Source organism: Limosilactobacillus equigenerosi DSM 18793 = JCM 14505 (genome assembly GCF_001311375.1).
In the GTDB taxonomy this organism is placed as follows: domain Bacteria; phylum Bacillota; class Bacilli; order Lactobacillales; family Lactobacillaceae; genus Limosilactobacillus; species Limosilactobacillus equigenerosi.
Genome location: NZ_BBAS01000007.1, coordinates 1 through 23,838, shown reverse-complemented (window position 1 = coordinate 23,838; position 23,838 = coordinate 1). Strand labels below are relative to the sequence as shown.

General features: G+C 43.7%; 17 protein-coding genes, 7 pseudogenes and 1 other annotated feature. Of the genes and pseudogenes, 20 read left to right on the top strand and 4 right to left on the bottom strand.

The features are described 5' to 3' along the window. The first annotated feature begins 11 nt into the window (after nt 1-11). Together JCM14505_RS04675 and JCM14505_RS04670 are read left to right on the top strand one after the other, a co-directional pair. Nucleotides 12-603, top strand: a pseudogene (locus JCM14505_RS04675) (XTP/dITP diphosphatase). Then, nucleotides 603-1,124 (top strand): metallophosphoesterase family protein, encoded by a 522-nt coding sequence (locus JCM14505_RS04670; protein ID WP_054653291.1) that lies wholly within the window; start codon nt 603-605, stop codon nt 1,122-1,124. The pseudogene JCM14505_RS04675 and the gene JCM14505_RS04670 overlap by 1 nt, the downstream one beginning before the upstream one ends. A gap of 56 nt (nt 1,125-1,180) precedes the next feature. On the opposite strand, the gene JCM14505_RS04665 is transcribed toward JCM14505_RS04670, so the two are convergent. After that, a complete protein-coding gene (locus JCM14505_RS04665) occupies nt 1,181-2,035 on the bottom strand; it encodes a mechanosensitive ion channel family protein (RefSeq protein WP_153010982.1) in 855 nt (284 codons plus the stop codon). A gap of 130 nt (nt 2,036-2,165) precedes the next feature. Here JCM14505_RS04665 and JCM14505_RS04660 point away from each other — a divergent pair, with 130 nt between their 5' ends. Both JCM14505_RS04660 and JCM14505_RS04655 read left to right on the top strand, forming a co-directional pair. Then, nucleotides 2,166-2,609: a DUF948 domain-containing protein gene (locus JCM14505_RS04660; protein ID WP_054653289.1), complete on the top strand. Its 444-nt coding sequence runs from the start codon at nt 2,166-2,168 to the stop codon at nt 2,607-2,609. Nucleotides 2,610-2,618: 9 nt separating this feature from the next. Then, a complete protein-coding gene (locus JCM14505_RS04655) occupies nt 2,619-3,008 on the top strand; it encodes a type 2 periplasmic-binding domain-containing protein (RefSeq protein WP_054653288.1) in 390 nt (129 codons plus the stop codon). A gap of 216 nt (nt 3,009-3,224) precedes the next feature. Here the strand turns inward: JCM14505_RS04655 and JCM14505_RS04650 are convergent. Next, nucleotides 3,225-4,331 (bottom strand): annotated as a pseudogene (locus JCM14505_RS04650) (M24 family metallopeptidase). 171 nt (nt 4,332-4,502) lie between these two features. On the opposite strand from JCM14505_RS04650, the pseudogene JCM14505_RS04645 reads away from it, so the two are divergent. From JCM14505_RS04645 to JCM14505_RS04625, 5 genes and pseudogenes are all read left to right on the top strand, one after another. Then, nucleotides 4,503-5,467, top strand: a pseudogene (locus JCM14505_RS04645) (substrate-binding domain-containing protein). 73 nt (nt 5,468-5,540) lie between these two features. Further along, entirely contained in the window at nt 5,541-6,275 is a 735-nt protein-coding gene (locus JCM14505_RS04640) for a YebC/PmpR family DNA-binding transcriptional regulator (RefSeq protein ID WP_054653287.1), read from the top strand. Nucleotides 6,276-6,501: 226 nt separating this feature from the next. Further along, entirely contained in the window at nt 6,502-7,686 is a 1,185-nt protein-coding gene (locus JCM14505_RS10015; RefSeq protein ID WP_054653286.1) for an aggregation-promoting factor C-terminal-like domain-containing protein, read from the top strand. Nucleotides 7,687-7,768: 82 nt separating this feature from the next. After that, the gene (locus JCM14505_RS04630) at nt 7,769-8,257 is read left to right on the top strand and encodes an acyl-CoA thioesterase (RefSeq protein WP_054653349.1); all 489 of its coding nucleotides are present in this window, start codon (nt 7,769-7,771) and stop codon (nt 8,255-8,257) included. Nucleotides 8,258-8,357: 100 nt separating this feature from the next. Beyond that, a pseudogene (locus JCM14505_RS04625) lies at nt 8,358-9,714 on the top strand (amino acid permease). Nucleotides 9,715-9,744: 30 nt separating this feature from the next. Here the strand turns inward: JCM14505_RS04625 and JCM14505_RS04620 are convergent. Further along, nucleotides 9,745-10,470, bottom strand: a complete 726-nt coding sequence (locus JCM14505_RS04620; protein ID WP_054653284.1) for a hypothetical protein — start codon at nt 10,468-10,470, stop codon at nt 9,745-9,747. A gap of 221 nt (nt 10,471-10,691) precedes the next feature. Between JCM14505_RS04620 and metK the strand changes: the two genes are divergently transcribed. The 6 genes and pseudogenes from metK (at nt 10,692) to JCM14505_RS04590 (ending at nt 18,449) form a co-directional block, all read left to right on the top strand. Next, a complete protein-coding gene (metK, locus tag JCM14505_RS04615) occupies nt 10,692-11,888 on the top strand; it encodes a methionine adenosyltransferase (protein ID WP_054653283.1) in 1,197 nt (398 codons plus the stop codon). A 56-nt stretch (nt 11,889-11,944) separates the two neighbouring features. Then, nucleotides 11,945-12,156 (top strand) — a binding site (T-box leader). An 87-nt stretch (nt 12,157-12,243) separates the two neighbouring features. Then, nucleotides 12,244-14,663: pseudogene (leuS, locus tag JCM14505_RS04610) on the top strand (leucine--tRNA ligase). A gap of 104 nt (nt 14,664-14,767) precedes the next feature. Further along, on the top strand, nt 14,768-15,028 hold the full coding sequence (locus JCM14505_RS04605) for a type II toxin-antitoxin system HicB family antitoxin (RefSeq protein ID WP_054653282.1): 261 nt from the start codon (nt 14,768-14,770) through the stop codon (nt 15,026-15,028). Between the two features lie 63 nt (nt 15,029-15,091). Then, a pseudogene (locus tag JCM14505_RS04600) lies at nt 15,092-16,728 on the top strand (putative polysaccharide biosynthesis protein). 121 nt (nt 16,729-16,849) lie between these two features. Next, complete coding sequence (locus JCM14505_RS04595) at nt 16,850-17,935, top strand: LysM peptidoglycan-binding domain-containing protein (RefSeq protein WP_054653281.1); 1,086 nt, start codon at nt 16,850-16,852, stop codon at nt 17,933-17,935. A 28-nt stretch (nt 17,936-17,963) separates the two neighbouring features. Next, nucleotides 17,964-18,449, top strand: a complete 486-nt coding sequence (locus JCM14505_RS04590) for a hypothetical protein (RefSeq protein ID WP_054653280.1) — start codon at nt 17,964-17,966, stop codon at nt 18,447-18,449. Nucleotides 18,450-18,491: 42 nt separating this feature from the next. Here JCM14505_RS04590 and JCM14505_RS04585 read toward each other — a convergent pair. Continuing rightward, a pseudogene (locus tag JCM14505_RS04585) lies at nt 18,492-19,331 on the bottom strand (NAD(P)H-hydrate dehydratase). Nucleotides 19,332-19,473: 142 nt separating this feature from the next. Between JCM14505_RS04585 and pepV the strand changes: the two are divergent. The 5 genes from pepV to JCM14505_RS04560 all read left to right on the top strand — a co-directional run. Beyond that, a complete protein-coding gene (pepV, locus tag JCM14505_RS04580; RefSeq protein ID WP_054653279.1) occupies nt 19,474-20,874 on the top strand; it encodes a dipeptidase PepV in 1,401 nt (466 codons plus the stop codon). 58 nt (nt 20,875-20,932) lie between these two features. Next, on the top strand, nt 20,933-21,433 hold the full coding sequence (locus tag JCM14505_RS04575) for a universal stress protein (RefSeq protein WP_054653278.1): 501 nt from the start codon (nt 20,933-20,935) through the stop codon (nt 21,431-21,433). A 127-nt stretch (nt 21,434-21,560) separates the two neighbouring features. Then, entirely contained in the window at nt 21,561-22,937 is a 1,377-nt protein-coding gene (locus JCM14505_RS04570; RefSeq protein WP_225352269.1) for a L,D-transpeptidase, read from the top strand. An 86-nt stretch (nt 22,938-23,023) separates the two neighbouring features. Further along, nucleotides 23,024-23,224: a hypothetical protein gene (locus JCM14505_RS04565; RefSeq protein WP_054653276.1), complete on the top strand. Its 201-nt coding sequence runs from the start codon at nt 23,024-23,026 to the stop codon at nt 23,222-23,224. Then, a partial coding sequence (locus JCM14505_RS04560) for a glucosaminidase domain-containing protein (RefSeq protein ID WP_225352268.1) occupies nt 23,221-23,838 on the top strand: 618 nt, incomplete at its 3' end. The genes JCM14505_RS04565 and JCM14505_RS04560, both read left to right, overlap by 4 nt.

The window sequence follows — 23,838 nt, the reverse complement described above, 5'->3', positions numbered from 1 at the left end:
GAGAATTTAAAATGGAGCAAGTATTAATTGCGACGAACAATGCGCATAAGGCCGCTGAGTTTGCGAAACTGTTTGCAAAATTCGGGATTGAAGTAAAAACATTAGCAGATTTCCCAGCGTTGGAAATTGAAGAAAACGGAACGACCTTTGAGGAAAATGCCCGCCTGAAAGCCCAAACGGCGATGGAAGCATTTCACTTACCAGTGTTAGCGGATGATTCGGGATTAATGGTGGATGCGTTAGGCGGGGCACCAGGCGTTCATTCGGCTCGTTATGCGGGGGATCATGATGACGCGGCCAATAATGCCAAGTTGTTAGCTGAGTTACAAGGGGTCCCCACTGAACAACGAACGGCCCATTTCCATACGACGATTGTCGGGATTAAACCGACTGGGCAAGAAATTATTGCGCATGGTCAAGTTGATGGTCATATTTTGACCACGCCAACGGGTGAAAATGGTTTTGGCTATGATCCGTTGTTTTATGTTGATGAACTCGGTGTGCCAATGGCGACGTTAACGATGGAGCAAAAAAAATGCGATTAGCCACCGGGGGCGGGCCTTAGCAGCATTAGCGGATGATTTTAAGGACTGGTGGAATTAATGAAAGTTTTATATATCAGTGATAATCATGGTGATGCCGCAATTTTAAATCGAGTTGCGGCGACATTTAAGGATGAAGTTGATGTTATGCTACATTGCGGTGATTCTAATCTCCCCAACACGGATCCAACGATGACTCCATATCAAACCGTCCGGGGAAATACGGATTGGGGCTTAACGTATCCGCGGATGATTACGACCACCGTGGCAGGGGTTAAGTTAGGAGTGACGCATGGGGATAAGGATCAAGTGAATACGAGTTTATTACCGTTGAGTTTACGCGCTCAAGCAGCTGAGGTCGCTGTGATGGGGTACGGGCATACCCATCAATTAGCGGTGACAGTTGACCAAGGGATTTTATTGATTAATCCGGGCAGCATTAGTCAACCACGGGGCGAATATCGCGATTTAAAGGGAACCTTTGCGATCGTTGAAGTAACGGACCAAGCCTTTAAAGTGCAATATTATAATCGGCAAATGCAACCGGTGCCAACGTTAGCAATGCAATTTTCCCGTGATTAATAAATTTACTAAATAGCAAAAGCGTCCAAGAATCAAATTTCCTTGGACGCTTTATTTTATTTAGTATTAATTGGAATTGGTAAGGTTAAGCCTTGATCACGCGCAGTCTGTAAGTAGCGGGCTAAGATTTCACTAGCTGCCTTGAACTGGGTACCACTGGTAGCCGTAATCATAATCCGATACACTAATTGACCATTAGTATTGGTAGTAGGACCAATGATTTGCGGTGCTTGGGTTAATTCGGGGTGTTGTGCCAAAATAGCTGGCGTTAATGATTCAATTAGCGTTTGTAACTGATCAAGCGGAGTTTGGGCATTAATTAAAATGTCGATATTGGCGCTTAAATCATGGCGCGAATAATTCTGAATCATGGTGATGTTTCGATTTTGGATAAAGGTTAAGGTCCCATCTGCACTTAAAACTTGAGTTGTTCGTAACCCGATGGCTTGCACCGTACCTTTGATGGTCCCAATTTGGACGGTGTCACCAACGTCAATTTGTTCTTCCAATAAAATGAAGAACCCGTTAACGACATCACTGACAAAGCCTTGGGCCCCTAGTCCTAAAGCAATACTAAAAATCCCAGCTCCGGCGACTAGGGTACCAACCGGGACGCCAATGAGCGATAACAGGGCATATAAAAAGAAGAAGTAACAAGTATACCGATAAATGTTACTAATAATTGAGTGGAACGTTTCAGCACGCTTGGTGCCGCCTAATAAACTAATTCGATTGGTATTTTTAAAAATACTATTTAAAATGATTTTCCCAGCCGCTAAGATGAGCCAAAATAAGAAACAAGTTAGTAGAATTAAACTTGCTTTGATAATTAATTGGTGCAGTAGACTATCCCAATCGAAACGTTCCCAAAAATGGGTTAATTGGGTAGTGGTAATCGTTTTTGCTAGCATAATGATGCTCCTCGTAAAAAGTAATTACAGTCATCATATCAAAAGTAGGATGATAAATTCAATTGAGGCGGATGGCGGAATAGTGATATGATTATGACAATTAATTAAATCAATTGATAAGGAGTTATGTATGGTAATTGGAATGTCAGCTGGTGCGGTAGCCGGCTTAATTGCTGCAGTGGCGTTTGTGGTGTTAGTAATTTATTTATGCATTGTTTTAACACATGTGAGTGCAATGTTGAAGGTGATGACGAAACACGTTGATCAAGTCGGCCAAGATGTTGATAGTTTAAGTCATGAAGTTGAAAGTTTAGTTGTTAGCACGAACGAGTTAGTCGATGACTTAAATAGTAAGGCTGATCAAGTAACGCCAGCGGTGGAAGCAATTGCTAAACTTGGCCAAAGTGTCAGTGATTTAAATGATGCGTCACGTGATTTAGTGACAAAAACGACCGCAGCAACACAGAAAAGTCCACTGAATCATCGCCTAGTAAAAATGGCGTTACAAGCAGTATTGGCCAATGCTTGGCGCCGCAAACAACGTCATGCAAAGAAAGGAGCAACACATGAATAAGTATTTTTTTTGGGTGGGTTAGCCCTCGGTGGGGCAGCCGCCTATGTAATTTGGCAACGGCTTGATGATGAACAAAAGGAAGCCTTGTTAGCGCAAGTCGAAGATAATTATTACGAAGTGATGGATTATTTAACGGATTATGCGTTGACGGTCTTAGATGTGGTGGATGATTTAATGCAAGATCCCCAAGCCACGTTGACGGATCAGTTCGAAAAGCTCCGAGCGGGATTAGCTGACCGAACGAATCATGTTGATGACTCATTAACCGAAGCGAAAGCAAAAATGGCTAAAGAAACCGCTAATTTGCGAGCGGCCTTTGCTGAGGCATCTGAGAATGTAATTGATGATGAGGATGACGGCGATACTGAGTTAGAATTGGTGATTGATAATCGGTCGTGAGCCCAGCGTAAAAGACGCCGGTAGGCTAAGCGCAAAATAGGGTTTGGCGTGGCACACGTCGGAGCCTATTTTTGCTTAGTCCTAGGCGTCTGCTGGGCGAGCGAAGTTACAATGTTGCCGTAGAAGATAGTCCTAGTCGTTTGCTCGGTGAACGTAGTTATAGGTCGTGAGGAAAATTAAAACGGGATTCGGAAATTTTCCGAGTCCCGTTTTTGTTTAGCGTTCTAAAATTTGTAATTCTTTTGAAGTGTGGGTGAAGCTGTCATTGCCATCTTCAGTAATGACGATACAGTCTTCAATCCGTACCCCAGCAAAGCCTGGAATGTAAATACCGGGTTCAATTGAGAAACACATCCCTGGTTCTAAAATCATGTCGTTGCCTTCCATAATGGATGGGAATTCATGATCACTCATTCCCATTCCGTGGCCGAGCCGGTGGATGAAGTATTCACCATAGCCAGCTTTGGTAATAATGTCACGGGCAATTTTATCTAATTCGGCGGCGGTCATCCCTGGTTTCGCGGCTGCTTGGGCCGTTAATTGGGCTTCTAAGCAGACTTGGTAGATATCTTTTTGCTTGTCGCTCAGTGTACCAACCCAACTGTCCGCGAAGCATCACTGACATAACCATCGTAAACCGTTCCCAAGTCAAATAAGACGAGTTGATTGTTTTGGACTTGGTTGCTACTCGTTTCCCCATGAGGTTCAGCGGCGTGAGCCCCGGCTTGAATTAAGGCTGGAAAGCTCATTTCCATGATGCCTTTTTTTCATTAACGCGTATTCAATTTCAGCATCAATTTCTTGTTCGCTGCGGCCTAATTGGATGGCATTAAAACCAACTTCAAAGGCAAAGTCAGCCCATTTCCCAGCTTCATGGAGTTTAGCAATTTCATCTGGTGTCTTAATTAAGCGCATCCGTTCAATGGTTGGGGTTAAATCAACGTCAAAATGAGCGTGGGGGAATTGATCTTGTAAGGCCCGTAACCGGGTCACGGTTAAGTAATTTAATTCGGCCCCAAAGTTGCTAGGTTGGGCGATTCGGTGCTTGATTTGGGTGGCAATCATGGCAAATGGTTGTTCATGATCTAAATAGCCGTAGACTGAATATGGCCAACCAGTCCCTTTAATTGCTTCAACTTCTAAAGCGGGCGCAAACAAGAAGGGATCATGGTCCGCAAAGACGACGAGCGCCAAGACCCGTTCGATTGGGTCACTACCAAATCCAGTTAAATATTTAATCGTCATTGGGTCACTTAAGTAAGCAACGTCCAATTGTTGGTGTTGTAAAGTTGTTTGTAATTGTTGTAATTTAGTATATTCCATCAATTTTGCCTCCTGTTGGGGTCTATTATACCACCCAATTTTTGCACTTTGAGCGCAGATGAGCTATGATAATGAAAATGAATGAAAACAAACCATTACAAGGATAGGAGTTAGTGATGAAAAAAACAACCAGTAACAATTTATACGGTTGCTAAAGAAGCTAACGTTTCAATGGCAACTGTTTCACGGGTCGTTAATGGGAATACGAACGTGAAACCAGAAACGCGGGAACGGGTTGAAGCCGTGATTAAGGAATTAAATTACCGCCCGAATGCTGTGGCGCGGGGCTTAGCAAGTAAGAAGTCAACGACGGTCGGGGTAGTGATTCCAAAGATTACGGAAGATTACTTTGCTGAATTAGCGGCCGGGATTGATGACGTGGCGGCGTTGTACAATTACGACATGATTTTAACGAGCTTAGATACGATTCACCAACAACCAGTACAAGTGATCCAAAGTATGCTAGCTAAGCAAGTTGATGGAATTATTTTTATGGGGCATGATTTGTCAGCCGAATTACAAGCCGAATTTGATAATTCATCAATTCCAGTCTTAGTGGCCGGGTCTGTGGTTGATGATGAAAAATTACCAAGTGTTCGGATTGATTATGCTGCGGCGGCTAAGGATGCGATTAATTTACTAGCTGATCACGGCCATGAAAAAAAATTGGGTTATTAGTTGGTTATGATCAAACTGCAATTAATGCTAAGGGGCGGATCCCGGCGTACAAGGAAGTTTTAGCCGCCCGGGGATTAGAGGCTGATGATCAAAATGTTTTTGTTGGTCATGATTCATACCAAGAAGCGTACGATTTAGCGAAGCAAATTTTGGCACAAGGAATTACCGCGTTATTTGTGAGTGATGATTTAATGGCGGCTGGGGTCTTAAATGCCTTAACGGATCAAGGTGTCCAAGTACCAGCTGATTTTGAAATTATTGCTGGGAACGGGACGTCAACGGCGCACTTAACGCGGCCAATGTTAACGACGATTGACCAACCAATGTATGATCTTGGGGCCATTTCAATGCGCTTATTAACGAAGATGATGAAGGAAACTGATCAAGAACAAGCAACTGAAGATCAATCAGTGGTCTTACCACATGAAATTGTGGTGCGGCAATCAACCCGGCAGTAACAGTTGAATTTATGGCGTAAATTTAGTAAAATTTGATATGTTTGAATACTAAAAGAAAAGAGGACGAACTGATATGTCAGGACACTCAAAATGGCATAACATCCAAGGGCGGAAGAACGCTCAAGATGCTAAGCGGGGAAAGATTTTCCAAAAGATTTCACGTGACTTATACCAAGCAGCTAAGGCTGGGGATCCAAATCCCGACAACAACCCTCAATTACGGCTTGTGATGGATAAGGCGCGGGCAGCTAACATGCCTAAGCAAAACATCCAACGGGCCATTGACAAAGCCACGGGTGCCGGTGGGGCTAACTTCGAAGAAATTACTTACGAAGGTTACGGTCCTGGTGGGATTGCAGTGATGGTATCTTGTTTAACTGATAACAAGAACCGGACAGCTTCTGCGATTCGGTCTGCCTTCACGCACTCTGGTGGTTCTTTAGGGGCTTCTGGTTCAGTTGCCTACATGTTTAACCGCCTTGGTTTAATCGAAATCTTACGTGAAGATTTGGATAAGGACGAAGACGAAATGTTAATGGATGCTTTGGATGCTGGGGCTGATGACATGCAAGCTGATGATGATGTCTTCCACATCTACACGGATCCAAGTGCTATGACGGCGGTGCGGGATGCGTTACAAGAAGCCGGTTACGAATTGGACACGGCAGAAGTAACGATGATTCCAGAAAACAAGACGGAAGTTCCTTCAGATAAGGTTGGTCAATACCAACGCTTAATCGAAGAACTTGAAGACAACGATGACGTGGCTGACGTTTACGAAGCTGGGTTCATTGCTGACGCTGAATAATTAAATTTTTGACACGCTTTTCAATTTGAAAGGCGTGTTTTTTTGTTCGGAATTAAATTGCAATTTGAATAAGAATGTAACAATTAGATTACGAACGTAAAGGTGTAATTACTATTAATTAACATTCCGGCCGTTTTACCCTTTAATTAATTAAGTTGTGTTACTTTAGAATACGTAATAAGTTATGAGCAAGTCAGCAGTGACTTGGAAAGGAATTAATATTTATATGAATTCAACACAACGAGTTAAATTGTACAAGTCCGGTAAAAACTGGGTAACAATGACGATTGCGACGGCAGCCATGGCCTTTGGGGTGGCAACGAGTGCAAATCAAATTACGGCGTATGCAGACACGGCCGCTGCAACGCCAACGACGGCCGCAGTTAGTGATGTTAAGAGTGATGCATCAACGCCATCTACAACTACGACCACGGCAACTACGACTACGCCAGCCACAACTACGACTGTTAATCAAGCACTAAAGCAAGCTCAAGTCGATGCGAAAACTGGTTGGCAACAAGGGACTGACAAGTCATGGACGTACTATAATGCTGATGGGAAGACGAATACAGGTCGCGAATATTCATTAATGCCAACGATTGGTGATCAAACTGGAAAATCAAAGAGTTGGTACTTGATGCAAGATGGAAAGGCATTGTCAGGGGTTCAAGAATGGATGGGGAGTTATTGGAATTTCAATAATGACACTTACACGTTGAACCAAGATCGTTCCTATTTCCAATCACAATGGGGATTATGGTATTTGTCTGATCATGGTCAAGTATTAAATGGAGTCCAAGAATGGGCTGGTAGTTACTGGCACTTTGATTCAGTATCATATTTGTTAAGTCAAAAGAAAAACTATGTTCAATCGCAATGGGGGAATTGGTATTTAGTTGGTGATGATGGTCGCATCCTAAATGGAGTTCAAGAGTGGGCTGGTAGTTATTGGTATTTTGATCCAACGACCAACTTGCTAAGTAAGCAACAAAACTATGTTCAATCCCAATGGGGGTCATGGTACATGGTTGGTAATGATGGCCGGATTCAATCAGGATTAGTTAACTGGATGGGATCGACGTATTACTTTGATCCAGTTACCTACTTACTAGTTACGAATAAGACCTTCAAGGTTAACGGTGTTGAATATCAAGCCAATGCAGCGGGGCAAGTTACTAAGACTTACTCTGAAGAAGCAGCTGCGCGCGATTGGATTGCCCAACGTGAATCAGGTGGTAACTACAACGCCCGTAACGGTATTTACTATGGTAAGTACCAATTAACGATTTCTTACTTGGGTGGCGACTTATCACCACAAAATCAAGATCGGGTTGCTGATGCCTACGTGAAGAATCGCTATGGTTCATGGGTAGGGGCGAAGAACTTCTGGTTATCACATCACTGGTATTAAAATGAATTAAAGCATGGTTAGCGTAACGGCGACCATGCTTTTTTGTTACAATAATCTTAAATGAGTGAAGCAGGTGAATAAAATGACACAACTAACTTGTAGTGATACTGAAATTGTCACAACGCACCGAATTTTGAGCGCGGATTTAAATGAACACGGGACATTATTTGGGGGTCGCTTATTATCAATTGTTGATGCCGAAGCGTCAATTGCGGCGTTACGTGTGGCTAAACAAACGGTGGTGACGGCGACGATTGATCACGTTAATTTTCAGCAACCGTTTCATTTAGGGGATGCGATGGAAATGCATGCTACCGTTGTTCACCTTGGTCAGCGGTCAATTGAGGTGTTCGTCAAGGTATTGCGGGAAAACTTAACGGCTGGACAACGTGAAGTAGCGTTTACCGCTTGCTTATTATATGTGGTGGCTGATCATAATTTTGTGATGCCAGTGGATGAAATAATTCCTGAAACGGCGAGCCAACGCTACTTAGTTGCTACGGCGGCACAACGCCAACAAGCGCGTCAATTAATGCGAGCTACCAATTTAGAATTATCAAAACGTATATAAAATTAAAATTTGGTTAAGTTCCACTGAAAACCAATCACACATTAAAAAACAGAATGTGGTATGATTGTTTACGAGTAAAATTTGGAGGGAGAAGGATAAAATGTCGGAACAACAACAGCCACAGGAAATGGCGCGAAATTTAAAAAAACCGTCATGTGCAATTAATTGCCTTGGGGGGAACCATCGGAACGGGGCTCTTTTTAGGAGCTGGGGATTCGATTCATAAAGCTGGGCCGGCGATTCTGCTTGCGTATTTAATTACTGGGGCGATGAGTTTCTTAATGATGCGTTCACTCGGGGCGATGTTAGTTTCCAATCCTAATTATCGCTCCTTCGTGGAAGCAGTGCATGATTATTTAGGACCCCGGGCTGGTTTTGTTACTGGTTGGATGTATTGGCTCTGTTGGATTGGGGTCGCAATGGCGGAGGTCACCGCCGTGGGGAAATATATGCAGCTGTGGTTTCCTCACTTACCATTGTGGATACCAGGATTAATCATGATGGTAATCATCATCGGTTTGAACTTAGTTACGGTGAGTGCCTTCGGGGAAACTGAATTTTGGTTTGCGATGATTAAGGTCGTGGCGATTACAGCGTTGATTCTGGTTGGGGTGTTTTTAATTCTGATTGGTTATCATGCCCCACATGGAACCGTGAGTGTGATGAATTTAGTTAATCATGGCGGGTTCTTTCCAACTGGCTGGCATGGCTTTATGCGATCATTCCAAATGGTGGTCTTCGCCTTCGCTGGGGTAGAAATGATTGGGATGACGGCGGCCGAAACGCAAGATCCTAAAAAAGTTATTCCACGGGCGATTAATGGGATTCCGGTGCGGATTCTCTTGTTCTATTTTGGAGCCTTATTTGTGATTATGTCGATTTATCCGTGGAATCAAATTGATCCAACCCAAAGTCCATTTGTGGTGGTCTTTAAGCAAATTGGGATTGTCGGCGCCGCAAGTATTGTTAATTTTGTTGTGATCACGGCGGCTTCTTCATCATGTAATAGTGCGGTTTATACAACGGGACGGATGTTAGCCCAATTAACCAGTTCCTCAAGTCGTCCAGCGATTCGTCGCTTAGGACGCCTATCGAAAAATCAAGTACCAGCAATCGGAGTATTAATTTCCTCATTGGTGATTGCCAGTGCCACGATTTTAAATTATGTCTTACCCAGCACCGTCTTTACCTTAATTACTAGTATGACGACGACGGCATTTTTATTTGTGTGGTTAATGATTGTCTTAGCTCATTTGAAGTTTATTAAGACTGATACGGAACGGGAATTTCCGTTGCCAGGGGCGCCGATTACTGATTATCTATACATTGCTTTCTTAATCTTTATTGTGGTGGTTCTATTCGAAAATCCAAGTACTTTAGTGACATTATACTTAGCTGTAGCGGTAATTATCGTCTTAAGTTTAGTTTCCTTGGCGATTCGCCCAACTCGTGATTAATAAAACGATGCCAATCGGCATCGTTTTTTTTTATAAGCAGTAAGCTCCAAAGATAATCGTTAGTTGTAATGTGGTTAAGATTGCCAAATTAGTTGGTTTCCGGCGGGTAGCAAGTAGGAAAAACCAACTGACTAAAGTTAAAATAACGGCTAACAACATCCCGATTCCAAGGGGGCGAGTTAATAAAGTAATAATTAAAATGGCCCAAGCACCGGTAATGAAGAATGACTGTTGCTTGGGTTCTTTAATGTATAGTGGTGTAAAGAACATCCAAGTGGCTGTCATGATTGGAAGGCAGTAGACAATGCTACTCCAGGTAAGCACGTGGGCTACTAAGTAAATGGTGGCGGCAGGCAAGGCCAGGGTTAATAAAATTCCGAGGGTTACTAAGCCAACCACATTGTGTAACGAAATTTGTGGGAGTTGTAACAGTAATAAATAGACTGGTAATAACAACATTAACAGCATCAAGATTGGTAAGTTGGCAAAACCGATTAAGACGGTTAGGACGGAAATGATAAGCCCAGGCAAAGCGAGTAAACTGGTCTCGCGGCGTTGGTTCGTAAAAATCATTGCGCAACCAATCATAATTAAATAAATCATTAAGGCTGTGAAATGGGTAGCAAATGGTTTATCAGTATGATGGCTTAAATAGGTGAACGGGGCAATTAACCAGCTGAGGTTAAGGGCGATTAATGAGAGCGCCACTTCCGGCCAGTTTTGTTCTTGCCACTCGAGTTTCAATTGTTCCCACATAGTTGGTAAAAAAACTCCTTTAAACTTAATTGGTTACATTCTAACATATCTCCAGGGGAGTTTCATGTATTGTCAGTGGACGCATTGGGTGCAGGGGTGGTATGATTATAATCGTTATAAGCAATTCCCGATGGGGGATCAGTAAGTAATTATGCTTACTCATCACTGCCTTGTAACCGAAATTTTGTAACATCGTATTTTGATGTAGGGGGAATTATCAAATGGAAGAAAAACATTTATTTACATCCGAATCCGTTTCGGAAGGACACCCAGATAAGATTGCTGATCAAATTAGTGATGCGATCTTAGATGCCATTTTAGCGCAAGATAAGACGGCGCGGGTGGCAGTTGAAACGTCGGTGACGACGGGGTTAGTCTTAGTCTTTGGGGAAGTTTCAACGTCGGCTTATGTCGATGTGCAAGGAATTGTCCGCCAAACGATTAAGGAAATTGGCTACACGAATGGCCAATATGGCTTTGATGGTGACAATTGTGCCGTGTTGGTGGCCTTGGATGAACAATCACCAGATATTGCCCAAGGGGTTGATGATGCCTTGGAAGTTCGTGAAGGTGATGCGGACCCATTAGACCAAATTGGGGCCGGTGATCAAGGATTAATGTTTGGTTATGCGACGAACGAAACGCCAGAGTACATGCCATTACCATTGATGCTGAGTCATCAATTAATGCGCAAGATTGCGGCGGTCCGGAAGAGTGGCGAATTAGACTACTTGGGTCCAGACGCTAAAGCTGAAGTTACGATTGAATATGATAACAATGGCCAACCAAAGCGAATTGCCACGGTGGTCTTAAGTACGCAACACGCTGACCGCGTAGATTTAGCGACGGTGCAAGCGGATGTCAAGGAACATGTCATCAAGCAAGTGTTACCAGTTCAATACTTAGACGATCAAACCAAGTACTACATTAACCCCACGGGGCGGTTCGTAATTGGTGGTCCCCAAGGGGATGCCGGTTTAACGGGACGTAAGATTATTGTGGATACTTATGGTGGGGCCGCTCACCATGGTGGGGGTGCTTTCTCCGGCAAAGACGCCACGAAGGTTGACCGTTCAGCTAGTTATGCGGCGCGTTACATTGCCAAGAACTTAGTAGCGGCTGGTTATGCCGATAAGTTAGAAATCCAAATTGCTTACGCGATTGGGGTGGCGAAGCCGGTCTCAATTTCGATTGATACCTTTGGAACAGGGAAACGGAGTGAAGCTGATCTAATCGCAGCGGTTCGACAAGTCTTTGATCTTCGCCCAGCCGGGATTATTCAAATGTTAGACTTACAACGGCCAATTTATAAGCAAACGGCTGCCTATGGTCACTTTGGTCGGACGGATATTGATTTACCTTGGGAACGTTTGGATAAGGTAGCTGCCTTACAAGCGATTTTAGGTGAAGAAAATTAGAAACTTTTTAAGAAACCTTGCATTCAAAAACGGGGTTTGCTAAGATACTTTTAACAATTTAAGAGCGTACGAGGAATAGTAGTTAATTAGGGCGATTTTTCAGAAACCGAATGGGGATGTGAATTCGGAAATGGCAGTTAACGAACTCACCTTCGTGACCGCCTCATTCTGAAATTAGTAGGAATGAACGTGACCGTCGCGTTAAGACGAAGAAGCGCTACGGCAACGTAGAAATCAGGGTGGTACCGCGGAGAAATTCGTCCCGTAAACTTGGCTAATTTTAGGCAGGCTTGCGGGACTTTTTTATTGGCGGACGCGCAAGAAACTATTGGATTTAGATAAAGGAGAGATTGCAATGGGATACGATCACAGTGCGATTGAACAAAAGTGGCAACGCTACTGGAAGCAACACAAAACCTTTAAGGCCGAATTAAATGAATCACAACCAAAGTACTATGCTTTGGATATGTTCCCTTATCCATCCGGGCAAGGGTTACACGTGGGGCACCCGGAAGGTTATACCGCCACGGACGTGATGTCACGGATGAAGCGGATGCAAGGGTTTAACGTCTTGCACCCAATGGGATGGGATGCCTTTGGGTTACCAGCGGAACAATACGCCTTGAAAACGGGAAACAACCCGGCTGACTTTACGAACAAGAATATTGATCATTTCCGGGACCAAATCCAATCGCTTGGATTCTCATATGATTGGGACCGTGAAGTTAACACGACGGATCCAAAGTTCTACAAGTGGACGCAATGGATTTTTGAACAACTTTATAAGCGCGGTTTAGCTTACGAAGATGAAATCATGGTTAACTGGGCTCCTGACTTCATGGGGGGCACGGTTGTGGCCAATGAAGAAGTTGTCGACGGGAAAACGGAACGGGGTGGTTACCCTGTTTACCGGGTCCCAATGCGGCAATGGGTTTTGAAGATTACGGCGTATGCTGACCGCTTAATTGACGACTTAGACGAGGTTGATTGGCCTGAATCCGTGAAGGAAATGCAACGGAATTGGATTGGTCGGTCAACGGGAGCAGCGGTCTTCTTTAAGGTGGTTGATCACGATGATAAGCAAATTGAAGTCTTCACAACGCGTCCGGACACCTTATTTGGGGCTTCTTATGTCACTTTAGCCCCAGAAAATGAGTTAGTAGATCAAATCGTGACGTCGGAACAAGCGGAGGCGGTTAAAGCCTATCAAGAAGCAACGTCACGGCGGTCTGATTTGGAACGGACGGACTTGAATAAGGATAAGACTGGGGTCTTCACGGGGGCATATGCGATTAACCCCGTTAACGGTGACAAGTTACCAATTTGGATTTCAGATTACGTCTTGAATTCATACGGAACAGGGGCCGTGATGGCGGTGCCAGCTCACGATGATCGGGACTACGAATTTGCCAAGAAGTTTAACTTACCAATTAAGGCTGTTATCGAAGGTGGCGATTTAGCCGAAGCGGCCTTCACGGGTGATGGGTTACATATTAACTCTGACTTTGTGAATGGGCTTAACAATGAAGATGCCAAGGTTAAGATGGTGGAATGGTTAGATCAACATGATGCCGGGCACAAGAAGGTTAACTACCGGCTCCGGGATTGGATTTTCTCCCGGCAACGTTACTGGGGAGAACCAATCCCAGTCATTCACTGGGATGATGGTGAAACCACGTTGGTTCCAGAAGACGAATTGCCATTAATGTTGCCAAAGACGGATAACATTGAACCATCCGGAACTGGGGAAAGCCCATTAGCTAACATTGAAGACTGGGTTAATGTTTATGATGAAAATGGCCGGCACGGGTTACGGGAAACGAACACGATGCCACAATGGGCTGGTTCATCATGGTACTACTTACGTTACATTGATCCAGATAATGATGAAGCCTTAGCCTCAAAGGAAGCGCTCGAATACTGGTCACCAGTTGACTTATACGTTGGGGGAGCTGAACACGCGGTCTTACACTTACTTTACGCCCGGTTCTGGCATAAGGTCCTTTATGATCTTGGGATTGTACCAACCAAGGAACCATTCCAAAAGTTAGTTAACCAAGGGATGATTCTTGGTTCTAACCACGAAAAGATGAGTAAGTCCAAAGGTAACGTGGTTAACCCTGATGATATCGTCGCTGAATATGGGGCCGATACGTTACGGTTATATGAAATGTTCATGGGACCATTAGAAGAATCCGTGCCATGGGATGAAAAAGGTCTTCATGGTGCTAACAAGTGGGTTCAACGGGTTTGGCGTTTGTTAATGGACGATAACAACCACTTACGCGATCGAGTTTCCAATTACAACGATGGTAAGTTGACGAAGATTTACAATCAAACCGTGAAGAAGGTCACGGAAGATTACGAACGGATACGATTTAACACGGCCATTTCCCAAATGATGGTCTTTGTCAATGAAGCTACAAGGTTGATGACTTACCAACGGAATACATGGAAGGCTTTATCAAACTCTTGTCACCAATCATGCCACACATGGCCGAAGAATTATGGAGTCAATTCCATGAAAGTGATACGATTACGTACCAACCTTGGCCAACGTATGATGAAAGTGCATTAGTTGAAGACGAAGTTGAAATGATTGTGCAAGTGAACGGGAAGGTCCGGGCTAAGATTAAGATGGCGCGTGACATTGACCAACAAGATGCGCAAGACATTGCTTTAGCGGATGAAAATGTGAATGCACACGTCGCTGGCAAGAATGTTGTGAAGGTTATCGTGGTGCCAAACCGGATTATCAACATTGTGGTAAAATAGGTTGGGACAAAAGTAGTTAGACAATCACGAATAATTTAGTAAATAGTAAGCGGGCCGGGGACTTTCCCTGGCCTTATTACTTGCAGAACGAAAAGAGGTTATCCATGGATTTAGTTACTTATCCGGCAGTCTTAACGACGACTGAGAATGAATATCGAATTGAATTTCCAGACTTACCAGCTGCGAATGTGGTTGATCAAGACTTGGAGCGGGCACAGTTGCGGGCCCGGATTGGATTAGCATTAATGATTGCGGATCGGTTGAGCCATTTTGAACCGGTACCGCAACCAGGGACTGTGGCGTTGCCGGACTTAGCAACTAATCAACAGGAAATTGCAGTAACGACTGATTTAGATCAGTATTAATTGCACGGAAATTAAGAGTTCGATACAATGAACTTTGAATTTTTAATTTGGGAGTAAACAATAATGAAATCCAAATCAACAGAGAATGTAGCCACGGAACAAAGTGCCACGGCGAAAATGGTTGCCGGTTCTGCTTGGATGACTGCTGGGACCATCACTTCGCGACTGCTTGGAGCGATTTACGTGATTCCGTGGGTGACCTGGATGGGGGTATATAGTGATCAGGCCAATGCTTTGTATGCCAAAGGGTACAATATCTATAGTTATTTATTAATTTTAGCCTCGGCCGGGATTCCATCAGCAATTTCGCAAATGGTTGGTGACTATAATGGTCGTGGTCAATACTTAACCAGTCGCCGGTTGTATCGGTCGGCCTTGTATTTCTCGTTATTGACGGGGATTTTATTTGCTGGATTTATGTATCTTGGAGCACCGTGGTTATCGCAAGGTGATGCGAATTTAGTGCCAGTTTTACGATCATTGGCTTGGGCGGTGCTCTTAATTCCAGCGATGAGTATCTCGCGGGGGTATCTTCAAGGGTATAATTGGATGGCGCCCTCGGCCCTGTCACAGTTTATTGAGCAATTACTGCGGGTGATTTACATGCTGGCGGCGACCTTCATGATTATGAAGGTCGCTCATGGTCACTGGCAAGCAGCGACGATGCAATCAACCTTTGCGGCTTTTGTCGGAGCGGTTGGATCGTGTGCGGTTTTAATTTATGTTGAATGGCGGCAACGCAAGTATTTAGCTAATTTAAGTGCGCAAAGTCAAAATGATCCTGAAATTTCAACGGTGAAGCTAATTCGCAAAATCGTGTACCGGTCAATTCCATTTATTATTATCGAATCGGCGATTGTTTTGTTCCAATTGTTTGATCAATATACGTTTAAGCCGGTCATGAATCAAATTGGTCATTTTACGACCTTACAAATTGATACTTTGTATGCATTATTTGCCTTTAATACGAATAAAATTTATATGATTATTGTGTCCTTAGCGACGGCGATGGCGGTCACGGCGATTCCGTTACTCGCTAATGCGCGGGCGCGGAATAATTTGGCAGAAATTCAACAACAAATTGAAAAGGCAACCCTATTATTCGCCTCTATCATGATGCCAGCGTCTTTAGGGTTAGCGGCGGTGGCCCAACCGGTGTATACCGTCTTTTATCGGTATAGTGAAGCCGGCACGACGTTAATGGCCTTTGCGGCTTTTATGTCGATTCCGTATGGGTTATACAACATTGGAGCTGCATGATGCAAGGAATTTCGGAAAATCGGCGGATGATGACGTACTTAGGAATTGGAATTGTGATTAAGATGGTATTACAATATCCAGCGATTAAGTATTTCACCGCCGTTGGACCATTATTAGCAACGGCAGTCGCCATGTTAATCGTTTTAGTCTTGGTTTATCATCACTTTAGTCATGCGTATGGCGTTCAATTAGGCTTAATGGTGAATCCGTTGAATAAAATTATTAGTGCTAGCTTAGTGATGTATGTAATTGTACGTGCGCTAGTAGCTTTAATTTATGTCTGGTTAAATCCAGCTGGCCGTTACTTAGCCTTCTTTGCGTTAATTCCCGCGGTCGGAATTGGCGCCCTTGTGTTTGTCATTTTAGTGTTGAAAAATGGGGTGGCCGAAGAAGTCTTAGGTTTGCGCGTGCAAGGATTGAAGCGGAAGTTACATCTGTAAAATAGTTAAGATCTAATGACTAAAAATCATTAGGTCTTTTATTTATGGATCGATGTTATTTTTAAACTTAAATCATGATATAATCATAAATGAATATTAAATATACACGAGGGGTACGATTGTGAATAAGCGAATTTTAAACGCTGCCTTAATGACAGCCACGATAGCGATGCCACTATTTGGGACGACGGTATCAGTGGCTGCTGATAGTTTCTATGCCAACCAAAGTTATGCGGCGATGGCTGATATTACGAATTGGGTGGCTAGCACGCCGCAACAAATTACGAATAACATGGCCGTGCAAAACATTAATGTTAATTCAACATTAAACGGAACTCGTTACATTGTGCAATGGGGTGACACGTTATGGGGAATTTCCCAAGCCACGGGGATTTCAGTTGACAAATTAGCCTACGACAACCATATTGCTAACCGCGATTTAATTTTTGCTGGTCAGGTTTTGATTTTAAACCGGGACGGGTCCGTACCAGCTGATTATCATTACGAAGCGAACCCACGCACTGTAGCTAAGACGAAGATTATTATTAACCATAACGAAAAGAACGTTAATATTAACGTATCACCTGTTTTAGTCAAGAAGACGGAAAACAACACGTTTGTTAATAATGGTGAAGCCACGACGGATCAAAGCGCGAGCCAAGGTTCAGCTGCTAATAGTAGTGCTACTAGTGGTGATAAGGATGCCAAGTCAGCTGAAAGTAATAGTAAGCATGACAAAGCAGCTAAGATGGATGATGATGAATTCTTAGCAACTGTGCATAGTGATGTGGCCAATGAAAGTTCATTAAGCGGGAAGACTGTGCTCGGCAATGATGATAGTTTACCGGATGATGACGATGTTGAAACGACGACGGTGATTGATAATGAAACGTTATCAACCACGGTGAAGAAGAATTCTGAAGCGGCTGCTCAAGACGTTGCGAATGAAATCAATGGTAAGTTAGCTACATTATCTGGTGATGACAGTGATGCTTTGAAGCATGCGGATCAAGTGAAGGTTGAAATTACGAAGGATAATGATAAAATTCACGTTACGGTAACCGTTGCCACGCAAAAGGATGATGAAGAATCATCATCAAGTGATAAATCAAGTTCTGAAGCAAGTGAAGAAGAATCATCAGCTACAACGGAAAGCTCAACCGCAGAAGAACAACCAGCTGATGCGGAAAGTGACAGCGAAGAATAATTAGATTGAGGAAGAGGATTGTTGACGGATGGAAAAATTTAAGCAATTAACCCAATGGCAAAAAATGGGGGTCATCGCCGCCATTTTGGTGATTTTAGGTGGTGGAACTTATTTTCATTTAAGCCATATGGTACCAAAACGGGTTCCGGGACAAGCCTATGTTTATCATAGTGTCGCTAAGAAAAAGCAATTATACGTTGCTTTTTCACGGAATACTAATAAGGCCGTTGTTGATACGGATCAAAAGGTTGTTAAGAAAGCGATGCAAAATGAAGCCAATTTCAATGCTGCTTACCAAGCGCAAGTTGACAATGGTGATACGTGGCAATATAAAGTGGAAGGTAGCAAGTTAACCTTGGCCGAAACTAAGGACGGTAACGTTTCCCAATGGCAATATAATGGGGTGCTTGCAACTAAGAATCACTTATATACGCACGGATTTAGTTATCAAATCTCGCAAGCTGGGCAAGGAAAAGTTAATAACTGGACTAAATTTACCCGGTTAGATGATTAATTAAACATAGCGCCGTCTCTAATGATTAGAGGCGGCGCTATGTTAGTTATTGGGAGCAGTGCTAATTTGGTGCATAAATGCTGGCAGGGACTCACTAATGGTGGTTGGTAAAACCACATAGTTAGTCGTGGCAAGCTGTTCAGCAACGGCGCTGTGCAGATAAACGGCAGCTAAGACGGTTTGCGTAAAATCACGAGTGAATTGAGCAGTTAAACCACCGATGATGCCGGCCAGCGTATCGCCCATCCCACCCGTAGCTTGGGCAGGGGTACCGATTGGAAGTTGGTAGGTTCCTTGGGAGGTGTAAATTTCGCTATGGTGTTTTTTTTACAACGACAATGCCGGGAAATTTAGCTTTGGCCTGGGCATTCGTAACTTCGGTTTGCTGGTTAATTGGGAGTTGACTGAGCGTTGCCATTCCATTTGATGGGGCGTATAAACCGTCTGTTGATGGTTAACTGGTAGTTGATGTTCAGCGAGTAAGGTGAGGGCTGATCCGTCAATGATAAGGCGTTGTTGCGGTTGAATTAATCGTAGGGTGAGCTGTAATAAGTGTAAAGCAATGGCATCGGTACCAAGACCGGGACCAATCACCACGACATCAGCAGAGCTTAATTGTTGCATGACTAAATCATCATGGTGATAGTCAATGGTCATGGCTTCTGGTAAGCGGGTGAGCAGGGCGGTCCGGTTACTAGGATCAGTTGCCACTGTTACGAGGCCGGCGCCGCTAGCAACGGCAGCTTGGGTGGCCATAATAATGGCGCCGCCGAATTGGTGGTTGCCACCAATTAATAGGACCCGGCCAAAGGTACCTTTGTGGCTATCAAGTGGGCGTGGGACAATAACATCGGTTAGAATTTGTGTGGTTAAAACTTCCATGATTAATCTCCTTACCGGTTTTTATAAGTGATTTTGCGCTTTTTAGGAGCGTTTTCAAGGGGAAAAGTTGCCGTTTTTTAATCATATGGTATGATGGAATTCAGAGACTGCTAAAATAGCCTTAGCGGAATAGGAGTACACAATGTTAGATTTTACCGCACTTGCAGAAGCGCAAAAAGAAAATTACTTACATGACTTAATGGACCTAATCAAGATTAAAAGTGTCCATGATGATGCGTTAGTGTCAGAAGAATATCCAGTTAGTCCAGGACCAACGCAAGCCTTGTTAGCCTTTTTAGAAATGGCGGAACAAGATGGTTTTCGGGTTAAAAATATTGATAACGTCGTTGGGTATGCCGAAATTGGTGAAGGTGAAGAAACCCTCGCCATTTTAGCGCACCTAGATGTGATGCCAGCTGGGAATGGTTGGGATACGGATCCATTTGACCCAGTCATTAAGGATGGTAATATTTACGGCCGGGGAGCTTCTGATGATAAAGGACCGGGCTTAGCGGCATACTATGCTTTAAAAGCTTTAAAGGATCAAGGGGTTGAATTTAAACAACGGATTCGCTTTATTGTTGGGACGGACGAAGAACGTGATTGGTATGGGATGCAACGCTATTTTGAAGTTGAACCAGCGCCAACGTATGGTTTTTCACCTGATGCTGAATTTCCAGTTATTAATGGGGAAAAGGGAATGGTTTCCCTTGCCATTAATGGTCAAGGTGACCAAACTGGGGCCTTGCAATTAGTTAGTTTTAAGGCAGGGTTGCGGTTTAATATGGTGCCACGGGAAGCTACGGCGGTACTTACTGGGGTGGATGTATCTGAACTTACGCAAGCCTTAACTAAGTTCATGGCTACTAATCCAGTGACTGGTGAAGTAAAGGAAACCGGTGATACGATTACGGTGGAATTAATCGGAAAAGCCGCTCACGGGGCTGAACCAGAATTGGGAATTAATGCGGGGACGTACTTGGCCAAATTCTTACAACCATTGGCCTTCACTGATCATGCGCGCCAATTTATCGATTTTGTGGCTGATAAGTTACATTTAGATACCCGGGTACACAATTTTGCGGCTGATTTTACGGATGAAGTCATGGGTGATATGACGATGAATGCCGGCATTATTGAATTTGATCAAGCCACGGGAACGAATATTGATATGAACTTCCGGTTCCCAAAGGGGATTACCGTTGATGAGATTACGGCTGGGATTGCGGATGATGCGGCGGAATATGATTTAACTGCCACGCCAGGTGAATTTAAGAACCCCCACTACGTTGATCCAAGCGATCCAATTGTCGAAGTGTTAATGGATGCTTACCGTCACCAAACTGGTGATGAAACGGCCCAACCAATGGTCGTTGGTGGTGGAACCTATGGTCGATTAATGGAACGTGGGGTAGCCTTTGGGGCCTTAATGCCAGGAACTCCTAATGTCATGCATCAAGCAAATGAATACCAACCAGTTAATCAATTAATTCAAGCCATTGCTATTTACATGGAGGCGATTTACACGCTGGCAGCTAAATAGTGCTATAATATAGGTGTAGCAAAAGTAGTAAGGTTTTTACCATGTGGAGGTGGAAATTATGGCTCAATATCAAAACATTTTGGTCGGCATTGATGGATCAAAGCAATCATTAGCGGCTTTTGATAAGGCGGTGCTAATCGCGAAGGCTAATCACGCTACGTTACACTTAGTTAGTGTTGTTAATGGTGAACGGTATCCAACAGCAGATACAATCGGTTATGGCTTTATGTCCCGCGAAGTTTACGAGGGAGCCGTTAATAAGATGGAAAAAGTCTTAGCTGATTATAAGCAACGGGCCACTGAAGCTGGCATTGAAAATGTGAAAACAAAGGTGGTCATTGGAAACGTTAAGCAAGAATTAACAACTGGTTATGCTGAAGATGAACCGGTAGACTTGCTGGTTATCGGAGCAACTGGTTTAAATGCCTTGGGTAAGATGTTAGTCGGCTCCACGACGACTTACGTGGTGGCCCGGGCACCATACGATGTTGAAGTCGTGAAAACGGACTTAAATAACGAAGCCATCGACATCGAACGTACAAGTTATCCGAAACTTTAAACAATCTTTAAAAATATATCGAACTATGTTCAAATAAGTGGACATAGTTCTTTTTTTATTCACTGATAAATGGTATGATACAAACTGATAAAAATTCTGGAGAGTTTAGGAAGAATGAATAAAAAAAGTGTGGGGCTCCGTTGCTGGGGTCGTGGTTTTATTAGGATTAGCAACAGCAGGTTTAAATCAACATCAAGCAACTCATTTTAATCGGAATGTGACGATTAATGGGGTGAAAGTTGGTGGCTTAACGGCTAAGCAAGCCTTTAATAAAGTCCAACAATCAAGTAGTAGCCAAGATGTTTACTTTGATGGTCAACAAATTTATGCTGGGCATTCAGTAAAAGTTGGGTTAACCAATGCTGATCAAAGTAAATTTAAGCAAGCTCTTGCTAAGCAAAAGACGTTAATTCCGACTAGTAAGGCCCAAAATTTTGCGATTCAAGGAACCAATTTTGATACAAGTCAACTTGCTGCGATGCAAGACGCAGTTCAACAAGCTGTCGCAACTTATAATCAAGGCAAGTCCGCTTCTGTTGATGCCCACGCTGAGTTAGTTAATGGACGGATTAAGGTGATTAAGTCAGTTCAAGGAACGGCGTTGGATGAACAAGCGATGTTAAAGCAATTTAACAATCGGCGCTTTAATCCAACGATTAAGTTAACGAAACAAGTCCAAACCCCAGTGAAGGCGGATAGTCAAACGATTAAAACTCAAAAACAACACTTGGAAGCTTTGAATAAGCGACACGTGGTTTTGAAAATTCAAGATCATGAAGTTAAGTTAGGGGCTAAGGATTTAGTTACGAAGGCTACTTACTTACATGGGACGTATCAAATTGATACGGAAAAAGCCCAACAAGCGGTTGCTAAATTGAATCATCAATATGCTACGTTAGGCAAGGCCCTTAAATTTAAGACTCACTCTGGACAAGAAATTACGCTTAATAATCAAGGAACGTATGGTTGGGCTTTGAGTGCGCATAAGTTAAAGCCGGCCTTGCAAGCTGCCTTTGCTAAGGATAGTTCAAAAGTGATCAATGCCAAAGATTATATCTACGGGATTGGTTATAATGAAAATGGGACTGGGTATAACAATACGACTAATAATGGGATTGGGAATACCTACGTTGAAGTGTCTAAGGCAGCCCAACATGTTTGGTGGTATCGAGACGGTAAGGTAGTCTTTGAAGCCGATGTCGTTACGGGGACCGAACAAGGTGATAATGCTACGCCAACCGGTGTTTACTACACACTTTATAAGCAACGGGGCGCAACGTTACGGGGATTAAATGATGATGGATCTAAGTATTCATCGCCAGTTGCCTACTGGGTGCCATTTACGCAACAAGGACATGGTTTCCATGATGCTAGTTGGCGCGGAGATTGGTCAAAGACGGCGTACTTAGCTGGTGGTTCACATGGTTGTGTGAACATGAAAGTCGGCGATGCCGGGACAGCGTTTGCTTCGATGGACGAGGGCGAACCCGTCGTAATTTATTAATATCTTTTAAAATCAGTCGCATGCGGCTGATTTTTTTCGTTTAAGGACTGCTTTAACGGGTATTTATCCATTAGGAGGCCTTAAATATGATCAAAAGAAGTTTAATCATTATTTTAGTATTAATTAGTGTCTTAATTGCGAAGCCAGGCACCGTGTTAGCGAGTCAGGAACCACCAACGCCAGCGAATCTGTTAGCCATTGAACGACGGCAAGAACGGCAATGGTGGCGTTACGGAATGCAAGCCGCCCTAAAGCTACCAACCCGATCCCAACCACACCGGCAATGAAACAAGCGTATCAAGCGGGGATGAAGGCAATGCGAACTTGGCAAGCAGAGCAACCATGTCCGGTTGGCGGGTGGCAAGCGTGGTTAGCAAACCTACCAGACCAACGATTGGCCGAACTAATGGCACAAGCCGAGTTGCCAATTATAATTCCCCCGCAACCAGTCACAACGGCAGCTGGTCAGCCAATTCAATCCGCATGTCTGGTTAAGCATCAAATTGAGTCGCCCCACTTACTAACTTCAGTCCCACTTCAGAATCAAATTCCGGTGGCGAATCGTCCAACGGATTGTGGGGAAGTAGAAGCTGCTGAACCGGTGACGGAACATTTGGTAAATCCCACGAATCATCAGCCGACAGTCGCGCCATCAAACCACAAAAGCACCTTACCACGATTGACGGCGCCGTTAAATAAACCCCAACAACGGTTTATTAACCACTTAAAGGGACCTGCCCAACAGATTGGACGTCGATATGACCTATATCCATCAGTATTAATTGCCCAGGCAGCCCTCGAAAGTAATTGGGGAGCGAGCGATTTGGCAGCTCACTATCATAATTATTTTGGGATTAAAGGAACTTATCAAGGGCACGGCGTTCAGTTACCAACCTTAGAA